Below are 16,776 nucleotides of genomic sequence, written 5' to 3' on the forward strand. Positions count from 1 at the left end.
TCCCGGCCGCGCCGCCGGGAGGGCCTCTCAACGCGCGGTTACGGCAGGCCCGCGAGCCCGGCCGACACCGTGTTGGCGAACGCGTACCCCTGTGACGCGTCCCAGTTGATCGACCACGTCATCGCGCCGCGGATCGACGGGTACGTCGCCGACGGCTTGAAGCTGCCGCACGACGTGCCCTTCGCCAGGCAGTTCAGCGCCGACACCGTGTTGGCCGGTGCCTGGTAACCGCCGCCCGCCGCCTGCGGGGACGCCGGCAGGCCGAGCCCGACCTGGTCGGCACGCAGGCCGCCCTGCAGCTGGATGCAGGCCAGCGCGGTCAGGAAGTCGACCGTGCCCTGCGAGTAGACGTTGCCGTTGCAGCCGTTCATCGAGCCCGAGTTGTAGTACTGCATGTTGACGATCGTCAGGATGTCCTTGATGTTCAGCGCGAGCTGGAAGTAACCGCTCTGGGTGGACTGCATGTCGATCGTCTGCGGCGCCATCGTGATGACCTTGCCGCCGCCGTTGTGGATGCTGCGCAGCGCCTGGCCCATGTACGTGGCGTTGATGCCGTTCTCGAGGTCGATGTCGACGCCGTCGAAGCCGTAGCTGGCGATCAGTGACTTGATGCTGTTCGCGAAGTTGTTCGCCGACGTCGAGTCGCTGACGCTGATCGTGCCGTTCTGGCCGCCGACCGAGATGATCACCTTCTGGCCGCGGGCCTGCACCGTCTTGATGTCGGCCTTGAACTGGGCGTCCGTGTAGCCGCCGAGCTGCGAAGACAGGCCGGAGTCCAGGGTGAAGCCCACCGCGCCCGGCGTGCCGGTGGCGTCCGCGAACGAGACCGCGATGACGGTGTACTTCGTCGGGACGTCGGCGAGCTTCAGCGCCTTGGCGCCGTTGTAGAAGTTCTGCCAGTAGCCGGTCAGGACGTGCTTCGGCAGGTCACCCTGCGTGGGCGGCGTCGTGGTCGTCGTCGGCGGGGTGGTCGTCGTCGGGGTGGTCGGCGTGGTGGGCGTGGTCGGCGTCGTCGTCGGCGGGGTGCCCGGGCCGTCGAGGCTGACGTCGTCGGCGTAGTACACCGGCTGGCCGTACCAGCCGTGCAGGTACACCGTCAGCGACGTGCTCGAGCCGGTCGTGAAGCTCAGCGACAGCTGCGCGTAGCCGCTCGTGCCGGGCGTCCAGGTGCTGGCCGTCGCCGAGCCGGAAACGCCCAGGTAGACGTAGCTGCCCTGGACCCAGCCCGACAGCTTGTAGGCCGTGTTCGGCGAGACGGTGAGCGTCTGCGAGCACTGGGCGTTGTCCGACGACGTGGGCGTCGCACCGAGTGCCCGGCTCCCGCTGTGCACCGGCGTGCTCACCGCGGCCGGGGTGCCGGTGCACGTCCACCCCGTCGTGCCGGCTTCGAAGCCGGGGTTGGCCAGGATGTTCGCCGCCGAGGCGCTCCCGGCGAGGACGAACGTCACTCCGAGGCACAGTGTGACCACGGAAAGTAGCAAAAACAGAGCGAGACGAACCTTGGGGACCACGGGCGACCTCCGCGACACTGGTGAGGCAGGTCACCACAAAATGGACTAGACCAATACTCTTGTCAAGGACACCGATGTCAGCCCCATCCGAAAGTCGGGGTGGCGGAAACGGCAGAATGGGACGATCGGATCCAGGCCAATCGGGAGCGTGTTGCAGTGAGCGTGTCGGTCCAGCAGAAGATCGCCGAAGAACTGGGCGTGCGCGAAGGACAGGTCAAGGCCGCCGTCGAGCTGCTCGACGGCGGCTCGACCGTGCCGTTCATCGCGCGCTACCGCAAGGAAGTCACCGGCATGCTCGACGACGCGCAGCTGCGCACGCTCGAGGAACGGCTGCGCTACCTGCGGGAACTCGACGAGCGCCGTCTCGCCGTCCTCGAGTCCGTCCGGAGCCAGGGCAAGCTCGACGAGGCTCTCGAGGCCCAGATCCTGGCGGCGGACACGAAGTCCCGGCTCGAGGACATCTACCTGCCGTACAAGCCGAAGCGCCGCACGAAGGCCATGATCGCGCGCGAAGCCGGGCTCGAGCCGCTGGCCGACGGGCTGCTGACCGACCCGTCGACCGATCCGCAGGCCGCGGCGGCGGTGTTCGTCGACGCCGACAAGGGCGTCGCGGACGCGCAGGCCGCCCTGGACGGCGCCCGCGCGATCCTCGTCGAGCGCTTCGCCGAGGACCCCGACCTGATCGGTGAACTGCGCGAGAAGATGTGGGGCCAGGGGCACCTCGTCGCCAAGGTCCGCTCCGGCAAGGAGGAGGAAGGCGCCAAGTTCTCGGACTACTTCGACTTCTCCGAGCCCTACACCAAGCTCCCCTCCCACCGGATCCTCGCGATGCTGCGCGGCGAGAAGGAGGAGGTCCTCGACCTCACGATGTCGCCGGCCGAGCCCACCGACGAGCCGCAGGTCGGCCCGACCGACTACGAGACGCGCATTGCGGCGAAGTTCGGCATCACGCAGCAGGGGCGGCCGGGCGACAAGTGGCTCGGCGACACCGTGCGCTGGGCCTGGCGCACCAAGATCCTCCTGCACCTCGGCATCGACCTGCGGATGCGGCTGCGCCAGGCCGCCGAGGACGACGCCGTGCGCGTGTTCGCCGCCAACCTGCGCGACCTCCTGCTGGCCGCGCCGGCCGGCACCCGCGCCACCATGGGCCTCGACCCGGGCTTCCGGACCGGCGTCAAGGTGGCCGTCGTGGACGCGACCGGCAAGGTCGTCGACACCCACGTCATCTACCCGCACCAGCCGGCGAACAAGTGGGACCAGTCGATCGCCGAGCTCGCGGCGCTGTGCGCGCGGCACAAGGTCGACCTGATCTCCATCGGCAACGGCACGGCGTCGCGCGAGACGGACAAGCTCGCGATCGAGCTGATCAAGAAGCACCCGGAGCTGAAGCTGACGAAGGCGATCGTGTCCGAGGCGGGCGCGTCGGTGTACTCGGCGTCGGCGTTCGCCTCGGCGGAACTGCCGAACATGGACGTCTCGCTGCGCGGCGCGGTCTCGATCGCGCGGCGCCTGCAGGACCCGCTGGCCGAGCTGGTGAAGATCGACCCGAAGTCGATCGGCGTCGGGCAGTACCAGCACGACCTGTCCGAGGTTTCGCTGTCGCGCTCGCTCGACGCGGTGGTCGAGGACTGCGTGAACGCGGTCGGCGTGGACGTCAACACGGCGTCGGCGCCGCTGCTGACCCGGGTCTCGGGCATCACGACGGGGCTGGCGGAGAACATCGTGGCGCACCGCGACACGAACGGGCCGTTCCGCTCGCGGATGGCGCTGAAGGAGGTCCCGCGGCTCGGCCCGAAGGCGTTCGAGCAGTGCGCGGGCTTCCTCCGCATCCCCGACGGCGACGACCCGCTCGACTCGTCGGCGGTGCACCCGGAGGCGTACCCGGTGGTGCGGCGGATCCTGTCGAAGACGGGCACCGATCTGCGCGGGCTGATCGGCAACACGCGGACGCTGTCTTCGCTGCAGCCCGCACAGTTCGTCGACGAAAAGTTCGGCCTCCCCACGGTGACGGACATCCTGGCGGAGCTGGACAAGCCGGGCCGCGACCCCCGCCCGGCCTTCAAGACGGCGACGTTCGCCGAGGGCGTGGACAAGATCGGCGACCTCAAGCCGGGCATGCGGCTGGAGGGCGTGGTGACGAACGTGGCGGCGTTCGGCGCGTTCATCGACGTGGGCGTGCACCAGGACGGGCTGGCCCACGTTTCGGCGCTGTCGAAGAACTTCGTGAAGGACCCGCGCGAGGTCGTGAAGCCCGGGGACATCGTGAAGGTGAAGGTCCTGGACGTGGACGTGCCGCGGAAGCGGATTTCGCTGACGCTGCGCCTGGACGACGAGCCGGGCGCCCCCTCGGGCAACCGCGGTGGCGGTGAGCGCCGGGACCGCGGCCAGGGCGGTGGCGGTGGTCAGGGTGGTCAGGGTGGTCAGCGCCGTGGCGGCTCCGGTTCCGGTTCCGGCGGCTCCGGCGGCGGCGACCGGCGCGGTGGTGGCGGCCGGGATCGCGGCGGCGACGCCAGCGGGTCCATGGCCGAAGCGCTTCGCCGGGCCGGGTTCGGCAAGTAAGCACGCGTTGTCCGTGAAGGCCACCTCGATGCCTCGGGGTGGCCTTCACGGCTTTCAAGACCTGTCACCCGTCAGAGCTAATTCCGGTGACGGAACGGAGACGGACGCCCCAAGATCGTAACGCTGCGCGATGAACGGCCGAACTACTCACCGTTCAGCCCGCGCGCCAGGGATTTCCCCCCTGCTCGATCCAGGAGACGCCGCCATGACCGCTCCCTACTCGCCGTCACCGACCGGCGCCCCGTACCCGGCTCCGGCACCCGCCCGGAAGCCCGCGAAGTTCGCCGCTCTCGCGTGGACGGCCTTGATCCTCGGCATCGTCGGAGTGGTCGGCTCGCCGGTCATCTTCCTCAACAACCTCACCGCCGTCGTGGCCGCCGTCGGGTTCGTCCTCGGTGTCATCGCCCTCTTCGGCAGCAAGAAGGTCCTCGCCGCCATCGGGGTCGTGCTCAGCGTCCTGGCGATCGTGTTCACCGTCATCGCGCAGAACGCCGCGGTCGAAGACCTGAAGGGCAAGCTCGGGCTGCCCGCCGGCGACGACAACGCCACCGGGCAGACCTACCAGGTCGGCCAGACCCACCGGGGCACCGACGTCGACATCACCGTCGCCGACGCCAAGGCCTTCACCACCAGCGACACGGCCGCGCCGAAGCAGAACGCGCCGGCCATCGGCTTCCAGGTCACCATCGCGAACCACTCCGCCAAGCCCTGGTCCGCTGGCATGCTCATCGTGCAGGCGACCGCCGGCAACACCACCGCCGAGCAGGTCTTCGACACCGGCATCGAGGGCTCGCCCAGCCAGGACGTCTTGCCCGGCAAGGAACTCACCTATCGCATCGGCTTCCTGGACGCCCCGGGCGACCTGACCATCCAGGTCGGCACCGTCGGCGGCGACAAGGTGTACTTCGTCGACAAACGCTGACGCCCGGGTGGTGCGGCCCCGTCGAGTGGTGGCCCGCACACGCGCATCCTCAGCGGAGCGCGAACAAGCCCACCGCGAACAGCGCCACCGGGACCACCGCGGCCGCCGAACTGATCAGCCAGGTGCCCCCGCGCCACCCCACCGGCGATGCGTCGAGAACCAGGCGTCGCACCAGGGCCGCCTCCACCACGGCCGCCAGCAGGAATCCCAGACCCACGCTGAAGATCGCCGCCGCGCCGACGAACAGCAGGCCGGAGGTCGACGCCGCCCCCAGCGGGGCCGCGATCTCCCAGCGCACCACCCCCGCGGCCGCCGCCAGCAACGCCAGGAGCAGCACGAACGCCACCAGGAAGCCGATCCGCGCCGTCAGCGGGTGGGGGCCGTGCGCGAAGAACCAAAAGCCCGCGTCGAGCCCCGCCACGACCACGGCGAGCAGGACGAAACCCGCACGGAAGGTCAGCACGTCGTCACTCCAACGGGGTCGATGAACCGCGCTTCCACGCTCCCCAGCGCGCCGAAGTCCGCCACCACGTGGCCGCCCGCGTGGATCGGGCACGGCGGGGTCGCCGTACCCGTCGTCACGACGTCGCCCGGGCGCAGGGCCCGGCCGTGGCGGGGCAGTTCCATCGCCAGCCAGTGCAGCGCCAGCCGCGGGTCGCCCAGGACCAGGCGGCCGCTGCCGCGGGAGAACTCCTCGCCGTCGGCGTGCAGCACCACCGGCTGCCGGGGCAGGTCGAGGTCACGCCACCCCGGTACCGCGCGGCCCTCGACGAACCGGCCCGCGCACGCGACGTCGGCCAGCAGCTGCGGGCCGCCCGCCCGGCGGTGGTCGGTGTAGCGGCTGTCCGGCAGCTCGATCGCCAGCACCATCGCGTCGACCGCGTCGAGCACGGCGGTCAGTGACGGCGACCGGCCCGGATCGGCCTTGAACCGGAAGGCGAACTCCGGTTCGGCGACGCCCATGGTCATCGTGTCGGCCGGCACCGGTTCGACTTCGCCGTGGCGGAACCGCTCGAACATCGCGCCCGGCAGCGGCCCGGGAACGTCGAGGTACTGCCGGGCGTACACGGTGGTCGCGGCGATCTTCCAGCCGGACACCGGCCCGGCCAGCTCGGCGAGCGCCGCCTGCGCCGCCATGCCTTCGGCGAGGTCGCGCGGGCGGACGTCGTCCGGGAGGCCCTCCAGCCGCTTGCCGGTCAGCCACGCGTCCCAGATCAGCTCCGCCGCCCGCGCTCCGTTCACGCCCGCGATCTTGCCAACCGGAACACCGGGTGTCGATCGGCTTCCGCGGTGAAGGCCTCGGCCGGGTCGGTCAGCTTCGCGTCGAAGAACGGCGCCGTCACCGGCAGCTTGCGGACGTACGCGCGCAGCACCGGACCGGCCGTGGCGGCGTCCGCCTCCTCGACCTCCCACGTCTCGCGCACATCGCCCCGCCACAGCCGCGCGGTCGTCTCGGCGCGCAGGTTGTGCACCCAGCCGACCCGCCCGTACGGCGACACGAGCCAGCGATCGCCGCCGAACTCGATGACGTTGACCGGAGTGGTCCGATCGACGCCGCTCTTGCGGCCCCGGGTGGTGAGCAGGAACCCGGTACTGCCCGAGATCGCGATCCCGCGCTCCAAACACGCCTGCACGACGACGTTCGCGGCCTTCCGCGTCACGCCCATCCGGTACTTCCGCGCCATCACGGATGCATAGCGTAGACCCCGGAGAGCTCCCGCACGCGTGCCCAGACGTTCTCGAACCGCCCGGCGTCGACCACCGGCTTGCGCAGCGCGGCCAGCGCGATCGCCTGCTGGGCCTCGGTCGAGCTCGCCTTGCCGTTCAGGTCCACCGCCGCGGCGCTGAAGTCCTGCACCAGCACCGCGAAGATCTGGTCGACGACCTCGTCGTCCAGGCCGGTGATGCCGGCCTGCTCCAGGATGAGCTGGCCGTACACGATCAGCGTGAACAGCTCGGTCAGCGCGAGCCCGAAGTCGAGGTCGACCTGCTGCGCCTCGTCCGGCGCCGCTTCGGTGAGCAGCTGGACGAGCGAGCCGGCCTGCTCGGTGAACAGCGTGACGTTCGGGATGTGCGCGGCTTGCGCGTAGGCGGTTTTCCAGTCGTGGAACCGGACCTTCGACAGGCCACGTGCCGGGCCCTGGCGGAAGAGGAACGCGTCGTCCGCGGCGTCGGTGCGCGTCGGCACCGGCGCGTAGTCCTGCGGCGCGAACAGGTAGTTCGGCATGAACTTCGCGATCAGCGCGAGGTTCACGGCCACCGTGCCTTCGAGCTTCGGCAGGCCGTCGATGTCGTTCTTGGACATCGCCAGGTAGGTGTCGGCCTCGAAGCCTTTCGCGGCCACAACATCGGCGACCAGGCCGATCACCTTCTGCGCCTCGGTGGTCACCTTCATCTTGGTGATCGGGTTGAACAGCAGGTAGCGGCGGTCGTCCGGGTTCGCGCTGCGGAAGTAGTCGACGGCACGGTCGGAGAACAGCTTCATCCCGGTCAGCCGCGCGTATGCCTCGACGAACTCGCGCCGGACGTGCGGGAAGTCCGTGACGGGCTTGCCGTAGAGGACGCGGTTGTGCGCGTGCGTGATGGCTTCGTACAGCGAATGCGTCGCCATGCCGATGCCGCCGAAGCAGAGGTTGAACTTGCCGATGTTGACGGTGTTCAGCGCGGCGCTGAAGGCTTCGGCGCCGACGTGCAGGATGTCGTCGGCGTGCACCGGGTAGTCCTCGAGCCGGAACTCGGCGACGTACATCTGCGACGGCACGACGTTCTTGACCACGTGGTAGTTCGGGTGCTCCGAGTCGGCGTAGAAGAAGACGTACTGGCCGGGGCCCTCGACCCCGTCGATGCGGCCGAACACCGACACCGTGCGCGCGCAGTTGCCGTTGCCGATGTAGTACTTGGAGCCGGTGGCGCGGTAGCCGTCGCCGTCCTTCGTGAGCACCATGTCCGACGAGTAGATGTCGGCGCCGTGGTCCTTTTCGGACAGTCCGAACGCGCCGACGCCGCCGGCGTCCAGTGCCTCGGCCGCGCGCTTGCGGGCGACGGCGTTGCCGCTCTGCCACACCGGGCCGAGGCCGAGGATCGTGACCTGCCACGGGTACCAGTAGTTCAGGCCGTAGAACCCGAGGATCTCCGACAGGGCCGCGACGCGGCTGGTGTCCCAGCGCTTGTCCGGGTCGCCCGCGGCGTCGGCGGCCGGGGTCAGGAAGGTCGAGAACAGGCCTTCCTTGCCCGCGAACTCGATGAAGTCCGCGTAGAAGGTCCGGTTGTGGTAGTCCTCGGTCAGCTTCGCCTTGCCGCGCTGCTCGAACCACTCGATCGTGGCCCGGAGCAGCCGGCGCGTTTCGGCGTCGAAGTGGCTCGGGTCGTACTCGTGCGGGTTCAGCAGCATGGTGGTCCTCCTCGATTACCGACGGGTAACTTAGCAAGGCGATCCGAGTGCGGGCAATCTCACTGGGACTACGTCACCCTCGCCAGCTACACTGATCTTGCGGGCCGCTCAGTTCTGCCTCGGCCCGCTGTTGTTGTCGACTACCACGCGCCGCGGCCGTACGTAGGTCTGCGCCGGGCAGGACAACCCTTCTCAGGTTATGGAGACCAGGGCGCCACCGCGTCCGCATGCACTTATGAGCACTTTTCTCGAACTCGGCCTGCCCGCCCCGCTCGTGACCGCGCTGGCCGCGCAGGGTGTCACCGAGCCCTTCCCGATCCAGGCGGCGACCCTGCCGCACACCCTCGCCGGGCGCGACGTGCTGGGGCGCGGCCGCACCGGCTCCGGCAAGACGTACGGCTTCGTGCTGCCCGTGCTGGCCCGCCTCGCCGCGGGCCCGACGCGGCGCAGGCCCGGCCGTCCCCGCGCGCTGATCCTGGCGCCGACGCGCGAGCTCGCGACGCAGATCGAAGCGTCGATCCTGCCGCTGGCGAAGCCGCTGGGCCTCAAGACGACGACCATCTTCGGCGGCGTCAGCGCGAACCCGCAGATCACGCGACTGCGTGACGGCGTCGACATCGTCGTCGCCTGCCCCGGCCGGCTCGCCGACCACATGCGCTCCGGGCACGTGAAGCTCGATGCCATCGAGATCACCGTGCTGGACGAAGCCGACCACATGGCCGACCTGGGCTTCCTGCCCGAGGTGCGGCGGATCATGGACGCGACGCCGTCCCGCGGGCAGCGGATGCTGTTCTCCGCGACCCTGGACAACGGCGTCGACGTGCTGGTCAAGCGCTTCATGACCGACCCGATCACGCACAGCGTCGACTCGGCGCAGTCGCCGGTGTCGACGATGGAGCACCACGTCCTGCACCTCGAGGAGACCCACCGGCTGCCGGTGCTGGTCGACCTGACCGCGGCGCCGGGCCGCACGCTGGTCTTCACGCGGACCAAGAGCCGCGCGAAGGCGCTCACGCGGAAGCTGGTGGCGTCGGGTGTCCCGGCCGTGGAACTGCACGGCAACCTGGGCCAGAACGCGCGGACGCGCAACCTCGAGGCGTTCTCGTCCGGGACGGCTCGCACCCTGGTGGCCACGGACATCGCGGCCCGCGGCATCCACGTCGACGACGTCCGGCTGGTCATCCACGCCGACCCGCCGGTCGAGCACAAGGCGTACCTGCACCGCTCGGGCCGCACGGCACGCGCCGGGGCGTCGGGCACGGTGGTGACGCTGATGACCGACGCGCAGGTCCGCGACGTCCGCGACCTGACCCGCAAGGCGGGCATCAAGCCAACGACCACCCAGCTCGGCCCGGGCCACCCGCTGCTGGCGGAACTCGCCCCGGGCGAGCGCTCGTTCACCGCGGCCCCGGCCCGGCCGCCGGTCGACAACCGGCCGAAGAAGGTCTCCGCCACGGGGTCCGCCCCGGGCGGCGGCCGCGGCCGCCGCGGCGGCGCCCCGGCCACCCCGAAGGAGAACCGGGGCGGCCAGCGCTCCCGGGCGAACGGCCAGGAACGCCGCACCGAGCAGCAGCAGCGTTCGACGGACGCCGGCCGCGGCGCTTCGGGAACCAACCGCCGCTCGGGCGGAGCGGCCGGTGCGGCCAAGACCGGCGGCACCGGTCGCGCGGGCGCCCCGGCCCCGGCCACGGGCACCCGCCGCAGCGGCGGCCCGGCGGCCTTCTCCGCCGGCAGTCGCGCCGGTGGTCGCCGCCCGCGCTGAGCGGGCTGGGACTTGTGCTCGGGCGGCGGCCTCCGCTGCCGTCCGAGCGGTCCCAGACGGCGGTCTGTCGACGCGGAAAACACCCCCGCCCTCCCCGGGGGGCGTGCCCTTGTCCAGTCTATCGCCGCTGACCTGCAAAAACGGGTGGCCGCGAAATCTGTGGACAACCGTCCCCATTGTGGATAACTAGGCTCGGCCCACGGCGACCGGATGGGTCAGGATCTGCCCCGTCCGCTCCGCCTCCGTCCCCACCGCGTCGATCCCGCGCCACTCCTGGACGACCAGGTACAACGTGTCCTCGCTCAGCGCGCACGCGAAACACCCGCGGTCGAACGTCAGCCTCTCCAGGACCTCGCCGCCCTCCCGGACCCGCGTGCACGATCGATGCGGCACGTCCGACACCCACACCGCGCCCGAAGCGTCGAGCGCGATGCCGTCCGGCACCCCGTCGCCGAGGTCCGCCCACACCCGCCGGTCCGCCAGGCCGCCGTCCGGGCGCAGCGAGAACGCCGTCAGGCGGTTCGCGTACGACTCCGCCACGATCAACGTCGAGCCGTCCGGGGTGACGGCCATGCCGTTGCCGAACGCGATGTCGTCCGCCACCCGGCGGACCGCGCCGTCCGGGCTGACGTACAGGATCACGCCCGGCCGGTAGGGCTCTCCCGCCATCAGGTCGAAGCCGCCGCCGTTGACGTAGCAGCCTCCCGCCGCCGTTGTCACTATCTCGTTGAACCCGGCGCCGCCCAGGTCCGCGTGCGTGGTCAAGCCGGACTCCGCAAGCCGCAGCAGGAGCCCGTCCGAGGACGACACGATCACCGGCTGCCCGCCGAGGAAGTCGAAACACATCGGCATCGTCGGGAAGTCCGCGCGGAACACCACCTCGCGCTCGCCCGCCGGGGAGACCGCCACGATCTCGTGCGTCAGCCAGTCGGCGAACCAGAGGCGCCCGTCGTGCGAGCGCGGGGATTCGCCGAACGCGATCCCGTCGAGCAGCACCGCCGTCATCGCCACACCCCCACGATCATCGCGACCACGGCGATCTTCAGCAGCCAGTCTCCCGCGTGCAGCGCCGCCAGGCGAACCGGGACGCGCTCGTGCAGCACCGATCCCGCCAGGATCACCACCGGAAACCCCGCCCACGCCAGCACCGCCAGGCCGAGGGCACCGGGGACGCCGTCGACGCCGACGGCCCTGACCAGCACCGCGAACACCGTCACCAGCACCAGTGTCCGCGCGAACTCCGCGCCCATCCGCCACGGTGACGGCCGCGCCGTCGCCCCCGTCGCGCTCAGCCGGGCCCAGACCCGCCCGAACGCCGTGTACCAGGCCGAACTCACCACGAACGCCGCCACCGACGCCACCAGCACCGGGAAAACCATCGCCCACTCCCTTCGTCGACTTGCGAAGGGACGTCGACGCCGCGAAGGCGGCTTCGACATCCGGGGGCGAAAAGGTTCTAGAGCGACGAGGTGAGCCCGCGAGCACGCAGCACCGCGCGCTCCAGGGGCCGGAACACGATCAGCTCGATTCCCACGCCGACCAGCAGGATCAGGAAGATCGCCGCGATCACCGTCTCCATGCTGTTGAACGACGAACCCTGGTTCAGGTACGCGCCGAGCCCGACGCCCAGCTGCGGCGACAGCGCGATCAGCTCGGCCGCCATCAGCGACCGCCACGAGAACGCCCAGCCCTGCTTGAGCCCGGCGAGGAAGCCGGGCAGGGCGGCGGGCAGCAGGATGTGCCGGGCCGACGACAGCCGGTTCGCGCCCATCACCTGGCCGACGCGCGGGAGGATCGGCGGGATCTGGTCGATGCCGGACACCAGGCCGTTCGCGATCGACGGCACCGAGCCGAGCAGCACCACGAAGTAGATGGCCGCGTCGTTGATCCCGAACCACAGGATCGCCGCCGGCACCCAGGCCACCGACGGGAGGCTCTGCAGGCCGGTCAGCAGCGGCCCGATCGCCGCCCGCACCACGCGGACCTTCGCCACGACCAGGCCGAGCGGGGTGCCGATGAGCACGCCCGCGAAGAAGCCGAGCGCGGCGCGGTGCACCGACGTCCAGACGAAGCCGAACACCTGGCCGTCGGCGACGATGCTCCAGAACTCGCCCCACACCGCGGCCGGTGACGGCAGCTGCGCCTCCGGCCAGAAGGCGGCGGCCCAGAGGATCTGCCAGACGACGACCAGCACGGCGAGCGCGCCCAGCGGCGGCAGGAAGCCCCAGGCGAAGCGTTTCCAGAACCCCGGGCGGCGGTCGCCCACGGGAGCGTCGAGCGAATCCAGTCCCGCGCCGACCGCGTCCAAATCGGCACTGGCCTGGGGGGTCCCCAGGGGGGCGGAGCCCCCTTGGGCGGGGGGCTGGGGGTTCGACCCCCAGGCAGCCGAATCAAGCTGCGGCATGGGTGCTGATCACCTCACGCAGGTGCCCGGTGATTTCCTCGGTCAGTTCCGCGGCGTCGGCCAGCGGCACGTCCGTCCACTCGCGCACGACCCGGCCGGGCCGCGACGACAGCAGCACCACGCGCTGTCCGAGCCGGACCGCCTCGCGCACGTCGTGGGTCACGAACAGCACCGACGTGCCCGTGCTGCGGTAGACGCGCAGCAGTTCGCCCTGCAGGACGTCGCGGGTGATGGCGTCGAGCGCGGCGAACGGCTCGTCCATCAGCAGGAGCGACTGTTCCGGGTCGCCGCCGACGCGCAGCGTCGCGGCCAGGGCGCGGGCCAGCGCGACGCGCTGCCGCATCCCGCCGGACAGCTCGTGCGGCCGCTTGCCGCCCGCGCCGTTCAGCCGGACGAGCTCCAGCAGCTCGGCGGCCTTCGCACGGCGCTCGGCCCGGCCGAACCCGGCCAGCCGCAGCGGCAGCTCGACGTTGCGGGCCGCGGTCAGCCACGGCATCAGCGCGGCTTCCTGGAACATCACCGCCGGCCGGGAGGTGTTCAGCGTGATCTCGCCCGCGGACGGCGCGTCCAGCCCGGCGACCAGGTTCAGCAGCGTGCTCTTGCCGCAGCCGGACGCGCCGAGCAGGCAGACGAACTCGCCGGGCGCAACCGTCAGGTCCACTCCGTCGAGCGCGACGACGGCACGGCCGGCGGTGCCGAACGTCTTGCGCACGCCGTCGAGACGCACCGCGGTCGCGCCGGTGACACTGCCGCGGCCGGTCGGGAGGGTGGTGGTCATCGCTGGTCGCCTCTCCGGATCACTCTCTTGTGCGGGGGTTCCCGGTGGCGGAGCCCCGGGTTCACTTGGTCAGTTCGGGGGCTTCGACGGCGGGCAGGTTCTGTGCCTTCAGCACCTCGTTCAGCGGGCCGAAGTCGGCGAAGCCCTTCAGCGCCACCGCCGACTTCACCACACCAGCCGTCACCGAGTCCTGCGCGAGCTGCGGGAATTCGGCGGCGATGGGGTCGGTGGTCAACTCGATGCCGGAGAACGCGCGATCCAGGACCGCTGCGCTCAGGGTACTGCCGGCCAGCTCCTTGAGCGCGCCGTTGACCACGGTCTTCGCGTCCGCCGGGTTGGCCTTCGCCCAGTCGATCGCGGCCAGCTCGCCCTTGAGGATCGCGCGGACGGTGTCCGGGTGCTGCTGCAGGAACTCGCTGCGCACGATGACGACGGTGGTCGGGAAGCGGCCGCCCGGCCACAGCGTCTTCTCGTCGACCAGCACCTTCGCGCCGGCGTCGAGGACCAGCCGGGACGCCCACGGCTCGGGCAGCCAGCCGCCGTCGACCTCGCCCTTCTTGAACGCGTCGAGCGTCTTCGGGTTGTCGAGGTTGGTGATCTTGACCTGGCCGGTCAGCTGCTTGCCCGCCAGGAACTTCTTCAGTGCAACGTCCTGGGTGTTGGCCAGCTGCGGCGTCGCGATGTTCTTGCCCTTGAGCTGCTCGACGCTCGTGATGTCGGGCTTGACGACCAGCTGGGCGCCGCCCGAGACGGCGCCGGAGATCAGCTGGATGGCGCCCTTGGACTTGGTGAAGGCGTTGATCGCCGGGCCGGAGCCGAGGAACGCGACGTCGAGGGAGCCGCCGAGCAGGGCGTTGACCTCTTCGGGGCCCGCGTTGAAAGTCTGGGTGGTGAGCTTGGTCGAGCCGAGCTCGTTCTTGAAGAAGTCCTTCTTCACGCCGATCAGCGCGGGCGCGTGCGTGACGTTCGGGAAGTACCCGACCCGGACCTCGCCGGCGGCTCCCTGGTTGGCGGCCGGGGCGGCGGCGCTGTCCGCACGCGAACAGCCCGCGAGCACGCCCACGACCGTCAGGGCGGCCAGCGCCGAGGCCAGGGTTCTCCGTTGGGTGCGCACGTCAGCATCGCCTTTCGTCGGTGTCGGGGCGAGGTTCGCACGGTCACCCACTCAGGCGCATAGCCATCCGCATCCCGGGAATTCTGGTGAGATTTCTTGACATCGACGGCCTGCTGCGCTTAGGCCGCCGGAGAAAGTCGCCAAATCGGGCAACCACTCGCGTCACCCGGACGTGGTACAGGGTGGACCACGGATTTCGGGAGGAAGTCATGACGAGCAGGAGCCAGGGAGCCGTCGGCGTCCGCGTGGCGCTGGTCGTGTTGTTCATCGGGCTGGGCCAGGCGTCGTTCGAGTGGCTCCGGTCACTGGGGATGGATGCGGTGACCAGCATGGTGGTGTGGGCGATCCCGGTCGTCACGGCGGCGGCGGTGACGCTGGTGCTGTGGGTGGCCTCGGACCGCGCGTTCACGCTGCGCAACTGGCTGCCGGTGGCGCTGTCCATCCCGGTGTACCTCGGCGGGGCGTTCGGCCTGGCGACGGGCACGGCGAGCTTGGTGGCGTCGATCGTCAGCGGGGTCGGGCTGGGGGTCGCGGCGGTGGCGCTCTTCGGGGTGCTCCGGTCGCGCCGGCGGGCCGAAGCCCCGCAGTAGGGTCGAGTTGTCCACAGGGTGAGTGCGCTGTGGACAACCCCACCCGTCAGTGGCGCAGCAGCAGCGACACGTCGCCGAACTCGTGCCACAAGTACCGCTCCGCCACCGCCGCCTCATACGCCCGCTGCACGACCTCCGCCCCGGCCACCGCCTCGAGCAGCAGCAGGTGCGATGCCTCCGGGGCGTGCAGGCCCGTGACGATGCCGTCCACCACCCGGGCCGGGCGGTCCGGGCCCAGCACCAAGTCCGTCCAGCCCTCGGCCGCGCGGAGGTCGCCTTCGGAGGCCGCCGACTCCAGCGCCCGGGCCGCTGTCGTGCCCACCGCTATCACCCGGCCGCCGCGCGAACGGACCCACGACGCCAAGGCCGCCGTCGTCCCGGGCACCCGGAAGCGCTCCGCCTGGGGTGGCTCGGCCGCTTCCGGCGACGACACTCCCGTGTGGAGCAGCAGCGGGGCGACCAGCACCCCGTCCGTCACCAGCCGGGTCACCAGCTCCGCCGTGAACGGCCGGGCCGCCGAGGGCATCTCCGCGCTGCCCGGTTCGCGGGCGAACGCCGTCTGGTAGTCCGCCAGCGGCCACGCCCGCGGGACGTACCCGTAGCGGATCGGCCTGCCGGTCGCCGCGAGGAGCTCCGGCACCTCGACCGAGACCGCCGCCCGCCACAGGCGGGCCGCGCCCGGGACCATCGGGGCCAGCAACGTCAGCGACGCGTCCCCGGCCAGGGAAAGGCGCTCCCCCGGCCGGCCGTCGAGCAACGGGCCGCCCGGGGCGCGCAGCTCCACGACCCATGATCCGTCGTCGAGCGGTGTTGCGAAGTGGACGACGATCGGGCGGTCCGCCCGGCGCGCGTCGACCGCTGCCGGGAGCGTCCCCGACGTGTTCACCACCAGCAGGTCTCCCGGCCGGAGGTGCTCGCCCAAGGACGTGAACGCCGTGTGGTGGACGCCCGCCGGCGAAGCGACCAGCAGGCGGACCTGGTCGCGCGTCAGGCCGCGCGCCTCCGGCGGGGCCGACGCCGACAGTTCCGCGGGCAGGTCGAACCGGACGTTCATGCCGTCACCAGCAGGTCGGCGGCGCGGTACCGGCCGCTCGGCGGGCGTTCATCCAGCAGGCGCAGGAACGCCGGGACGGCCGTCTCCGGCAGCGGCCGGTCCGAGATGTCCTCGCCGGGGAACGCGCGCTGGTGCATCGCGGTGCGCAGGTCGCCCGGGTCGACCGCGTACACGGACAGGTCCGGGTGTTCCACGCCGAGGACGGCGGTCAGCTGATCGAGCGCGGCCTTCGCGGAACCGTAACCGCCCCAGCCCTCGTAGGCTTTGACAGCGGCGTCGGAACTGACATCGATCACGACGCCCCGGGCCGCGGTCAGCGCGGGCAGCAGCAGCTGGGTGAGCGCCAGGGGCGCGAAGACGTTGACGCGGTAGACGTCTTCCAGGTCCGCCAGGGGATAGCGCGCGAGCGGTGGCAGCGGGCTGACGCCGAGCGAACTCGCGTTGTTGACCAGCAGTTCGAGCGCAGGACAGGCTTCGGCGAGCGCGCCACGGTGGGCGGGATCGGTGACGTCGCCGGGAATGGCCGTGAAGCCGGCTTCCCGGGCGGCGGCCGCAAGCGCGGCCGCGTCGCGGCCGGTGCCGATGACCGTCCACTGGCGACTGACGAGAGCGGCCGCGAGCGCGCGGCCCAGGCCGGCGGAAGCCCCGGTGACGAGTGCGGTGGGCATGGTTCCTCCTTCGAGGGGTACCG

At 71.3% G+C, this 16,776-nt stretch carries 16 protein-coding genes; 4 read left to right on the forward strand and 12 right to left on the reverse strand.

The genetic code is table 11. The features are described 5' to 3' along the window. Nucleotides 1-38 precede the first annotated feature (38 nt). A complete protein-coding gene (locus AB0F15_RS14750) occupies nt 39-1,511 on the reverse strand; it encodes a glycosyl hydrolase family 18 protein (RefSeq protein WP_360270086.1) in 1,473 nt (490 codons plus the stop codon). A gap of 156 nt (nt 1,512-1,667) precedes the next feature. Between AB0F15_RS14750 and AB0F15_RS14755 the strand changes: the two genes are divergently transcribed. Together AB0F15_RS14755 and AB0F15_RS14760 are read left to right on the forward strand one after the other, a co-directional pair. After that, nucleotides 1,668-4,070 (forward strand): Tex family protein, encoded by a 2,403-nt coding sequence (locus AB0F15_RS14755; protein ID WP_360270087.1) that lies wholly within the window; start codon nt 1,668-1,670, stop codon nt 4,068-4,070. Between the two features lie 205 nt (nt 4,071-4,275). Further along, nucleotides 4,276-4,992, forward strand: a complete 717-nt coding sequence (locus AB0F15_RS14760) for a hypothetical protein (protein WP_360270089.1) — start codon at nt 4,276-4,278, stop codon at nt 4,990-4,992. A 49-nt stretch (nt 4,993-5,041) separates the two neighbouring features. Here AB0F15_RS14760 and AB0F15_RS14765 read toward each other — a convergent pair whose 3' ends face one another. Genes AB0F15_RS14765 through AB0F15_RS14780 form a run of 4 tightly spaced genes read right to left on the reverse strand, consistent with a single transcriptional unit; the run spans nt 5,042 to nt 8,383 of the window. After that, nucleotides 5,042-5,455 (reverse strand): hypothetical protein, encoded by a 414-nt coding sequence (locus tag AB0F15_RS14765; RefSeq protein ID WP_360270091.1) that lies wholly within the window; start codon nt 5,453-5,455, stop codon nt 5,042-5,044. After that, nucleotides 5,449-6,234, reverse strand: a complete 786-nt coding sequence (locus AB0F15_RS14770) for a fumarylacetoacetate hydrolase family protein (RefSeq protein WP_360270093.1) — start codon at nt 6,232-6,234, stop codon at nt 5,449-5,451. The genes AB0F15_RS14765 and AB0F15_RS14770 overlap by 7 nt, the downstream gene beginning before the upstream one ends. Then, nucleotides 6,231-6,677 carry a nitroreductase family deazaflavin-dependent oxidoreductase gene (locus tag AB0F15_RS14775; RefSeq protein ID WP_360270095.1) on the reverse strand — a complete coding sequence of 149 codons (447 nt, stop codon included), beginning with the start codon at nt 6,675-6,677 and terminating at the stop codon, nt 6,231-6,233. The genes AB0F15_RS14770 and AB0F15_RS14775 overlap by 4 nt, the downstream gene beginning before the upstream one ends. Then, nucleotides 6,677-8,383, reverse strand: coding sequence for an acyl-CoA dehydrogenase (locus AB0F15_RS14780; protein WP_360270096.1), 1,707 nt, complete (start codon nt 8,381-8,383; stop codon nt 6,677-6,679). Before AB0F15_RS14780 ends, AB0F15_RS14775 begins: the two co-directional genes overlap by 1 nt. A 235-nt stretch (nt 8,384-8,618) precedes the next feature. Between AB0F15_RS14780 and AB0F15_RS14785 the strand changes: the two genes are divergently transcribed. Then, the gene (locus AB0F15_RS14785; protein ID WP_360270097.1) at nt 8,619-10,145 is read left to right on the forward strand and encodes a DEAD/DEAH box helicase; all 1,527 of its coding nucleotides are present in this window, start codon (nt 8,619-8,621) and stop codon (nt 10,143-10,145) included. Between the two features lie 186 nt (nt 10,146-10,331). Here AB0F15_RS14785 and AB0F15_RS14790 read toward each other — a convergent pair whose 3' ends face one another. The 5 genes from AB0F15_RS14790 to AB0F15_RS14810 all read right to left on the reverse strand — a co-directional run bounded on the left by AB0F15_RS14790 (nt 10,332) and on the right by AB0F15_RS14810 (nt 14,441). Next, nucleotides 10,332-11,150 (reverse strand): SMP-30/gluconolactonase/LRE family protein, encoded by an 819-nt coding sequence (locus tag AB0F15_RS14790; protein WP_360270098.1) that lies wholly within the window; start codon nt 11,148-11,150, stop codon nt 10,332-10,334. Further along, nucleotides 11,147-11,524 (reverse strand): DUF1761 domain-containing protein, encoded by a 378-nt coding sequence (locus tag AB0F15_RS14795; protein ID WP_360270100.1) that lies wholly within the window; start codon nt 11,522-11,524, stop codon nt 11,147-11,149. The genes AB0F15_RS14790 and AB0F15_RS14795 overlap by 4 nt, the downstream gene beginning before the upstream one ends. A 77-nt stretch (nt 11,525-11,601) precedes the next feature. Continuing rightward, on the reverse strand, nt 11,602-12,549 hold the full coding sequence (locus tag AB0F15_RS14800; RefSeq protein ID WP_360270102.1) for an ABC transporter permease: 948 nt from the start codon (nt 12,547-12,549) through the stop codon (nt 11,602-11,604). Beyond that, entirely contained in the window at nt 12,536-13,327 is a 792-nt protein-coding gene (locus AB0F15_RS14805; RefSeq protein WP_360270103.1) for an ABC transporter ATP-binding protein, read from the reverse strand. Before AB0F15_RS14805 ends, AB0F15_RS14800 begins: the two co-directional genes overlap by 14 nt. A 61-nt stretch (nt 13,328-13,388) precedes the next feature. Then, entirely contained in the window at nt 13,389-14,441 is a 1,053-nt protein-coding gene (locus AB0F15_RS14810; protein WP_360270105.1) for an ABC transporter substrate-binding protein, read from the reverse strand. Nucleotides 14,442-14,650: 209 nt separating this feature from the next. Between AB0F15_RS14810 and AB0F15_RS14815 the strand changes: the two genes are divergently transcribed. Continuing rightward, the gene (locus tag AB0F15_RS14815) at nt 14,651-15,031 is read left to right on the forward strand and encodes a hypothetical protein (RefSeq protein ID WP_360270107.1); all 381 of its coding nucleotides are present in this window, start codon (nt 14,651-14,653) and stop codon (nt 15,029-15,031) included. A 46-nt stretch (nt 15,032-15,077) separates the two neighbouring features. Here AB0F15_RS14815 and AB0F15_RS14820 read toward each other — a convergent pair whose 3' ends face one another. Continuing rightward, nucleotides 15,078-16,085 carry an S-adenosylmethionine:tRNA ribosyltransferase-isomerase gene (locus AB0F15_RS14820; RefSeq protein ID WP_360270109.1) on the reverse strand — a complete coding sequence of 336 codons (1,008 nt, stop codon included), beginning with the start codon at nt 16,083-16,085 and terminating at the stop codon, nt 15,078-15,080. Continuing rightward, nucleotides 16,082-16,753 (reverse strand): SDR family NAD(P)-dependent oxidoreductase, encoded by a 672-nt coding sequence (locus AB0F15_RS14825; protein ID WP_360270111.1) that lies wholly within the window; start codon nt 16,751-16,753, stop codon nt 16,082-16,084. The genes AB0F15_RS14820 and AB0F15_RS14825 overlap by 4 nt, the downstream gene beginning before the upstream one ends. Between the last annotated feature and the right edge of the window lie 23 nt (nt 16,754-16,776).

The organism is Amycolatopsis sp. NPDC026612 (assembly GCF_040638285.1).
Taxonomy (GTDB): Bacteria; Actinomycetota; Actinomycetes; order Mycobacteriales; family Pseudonocardiaceae; genus Amycolatopsis.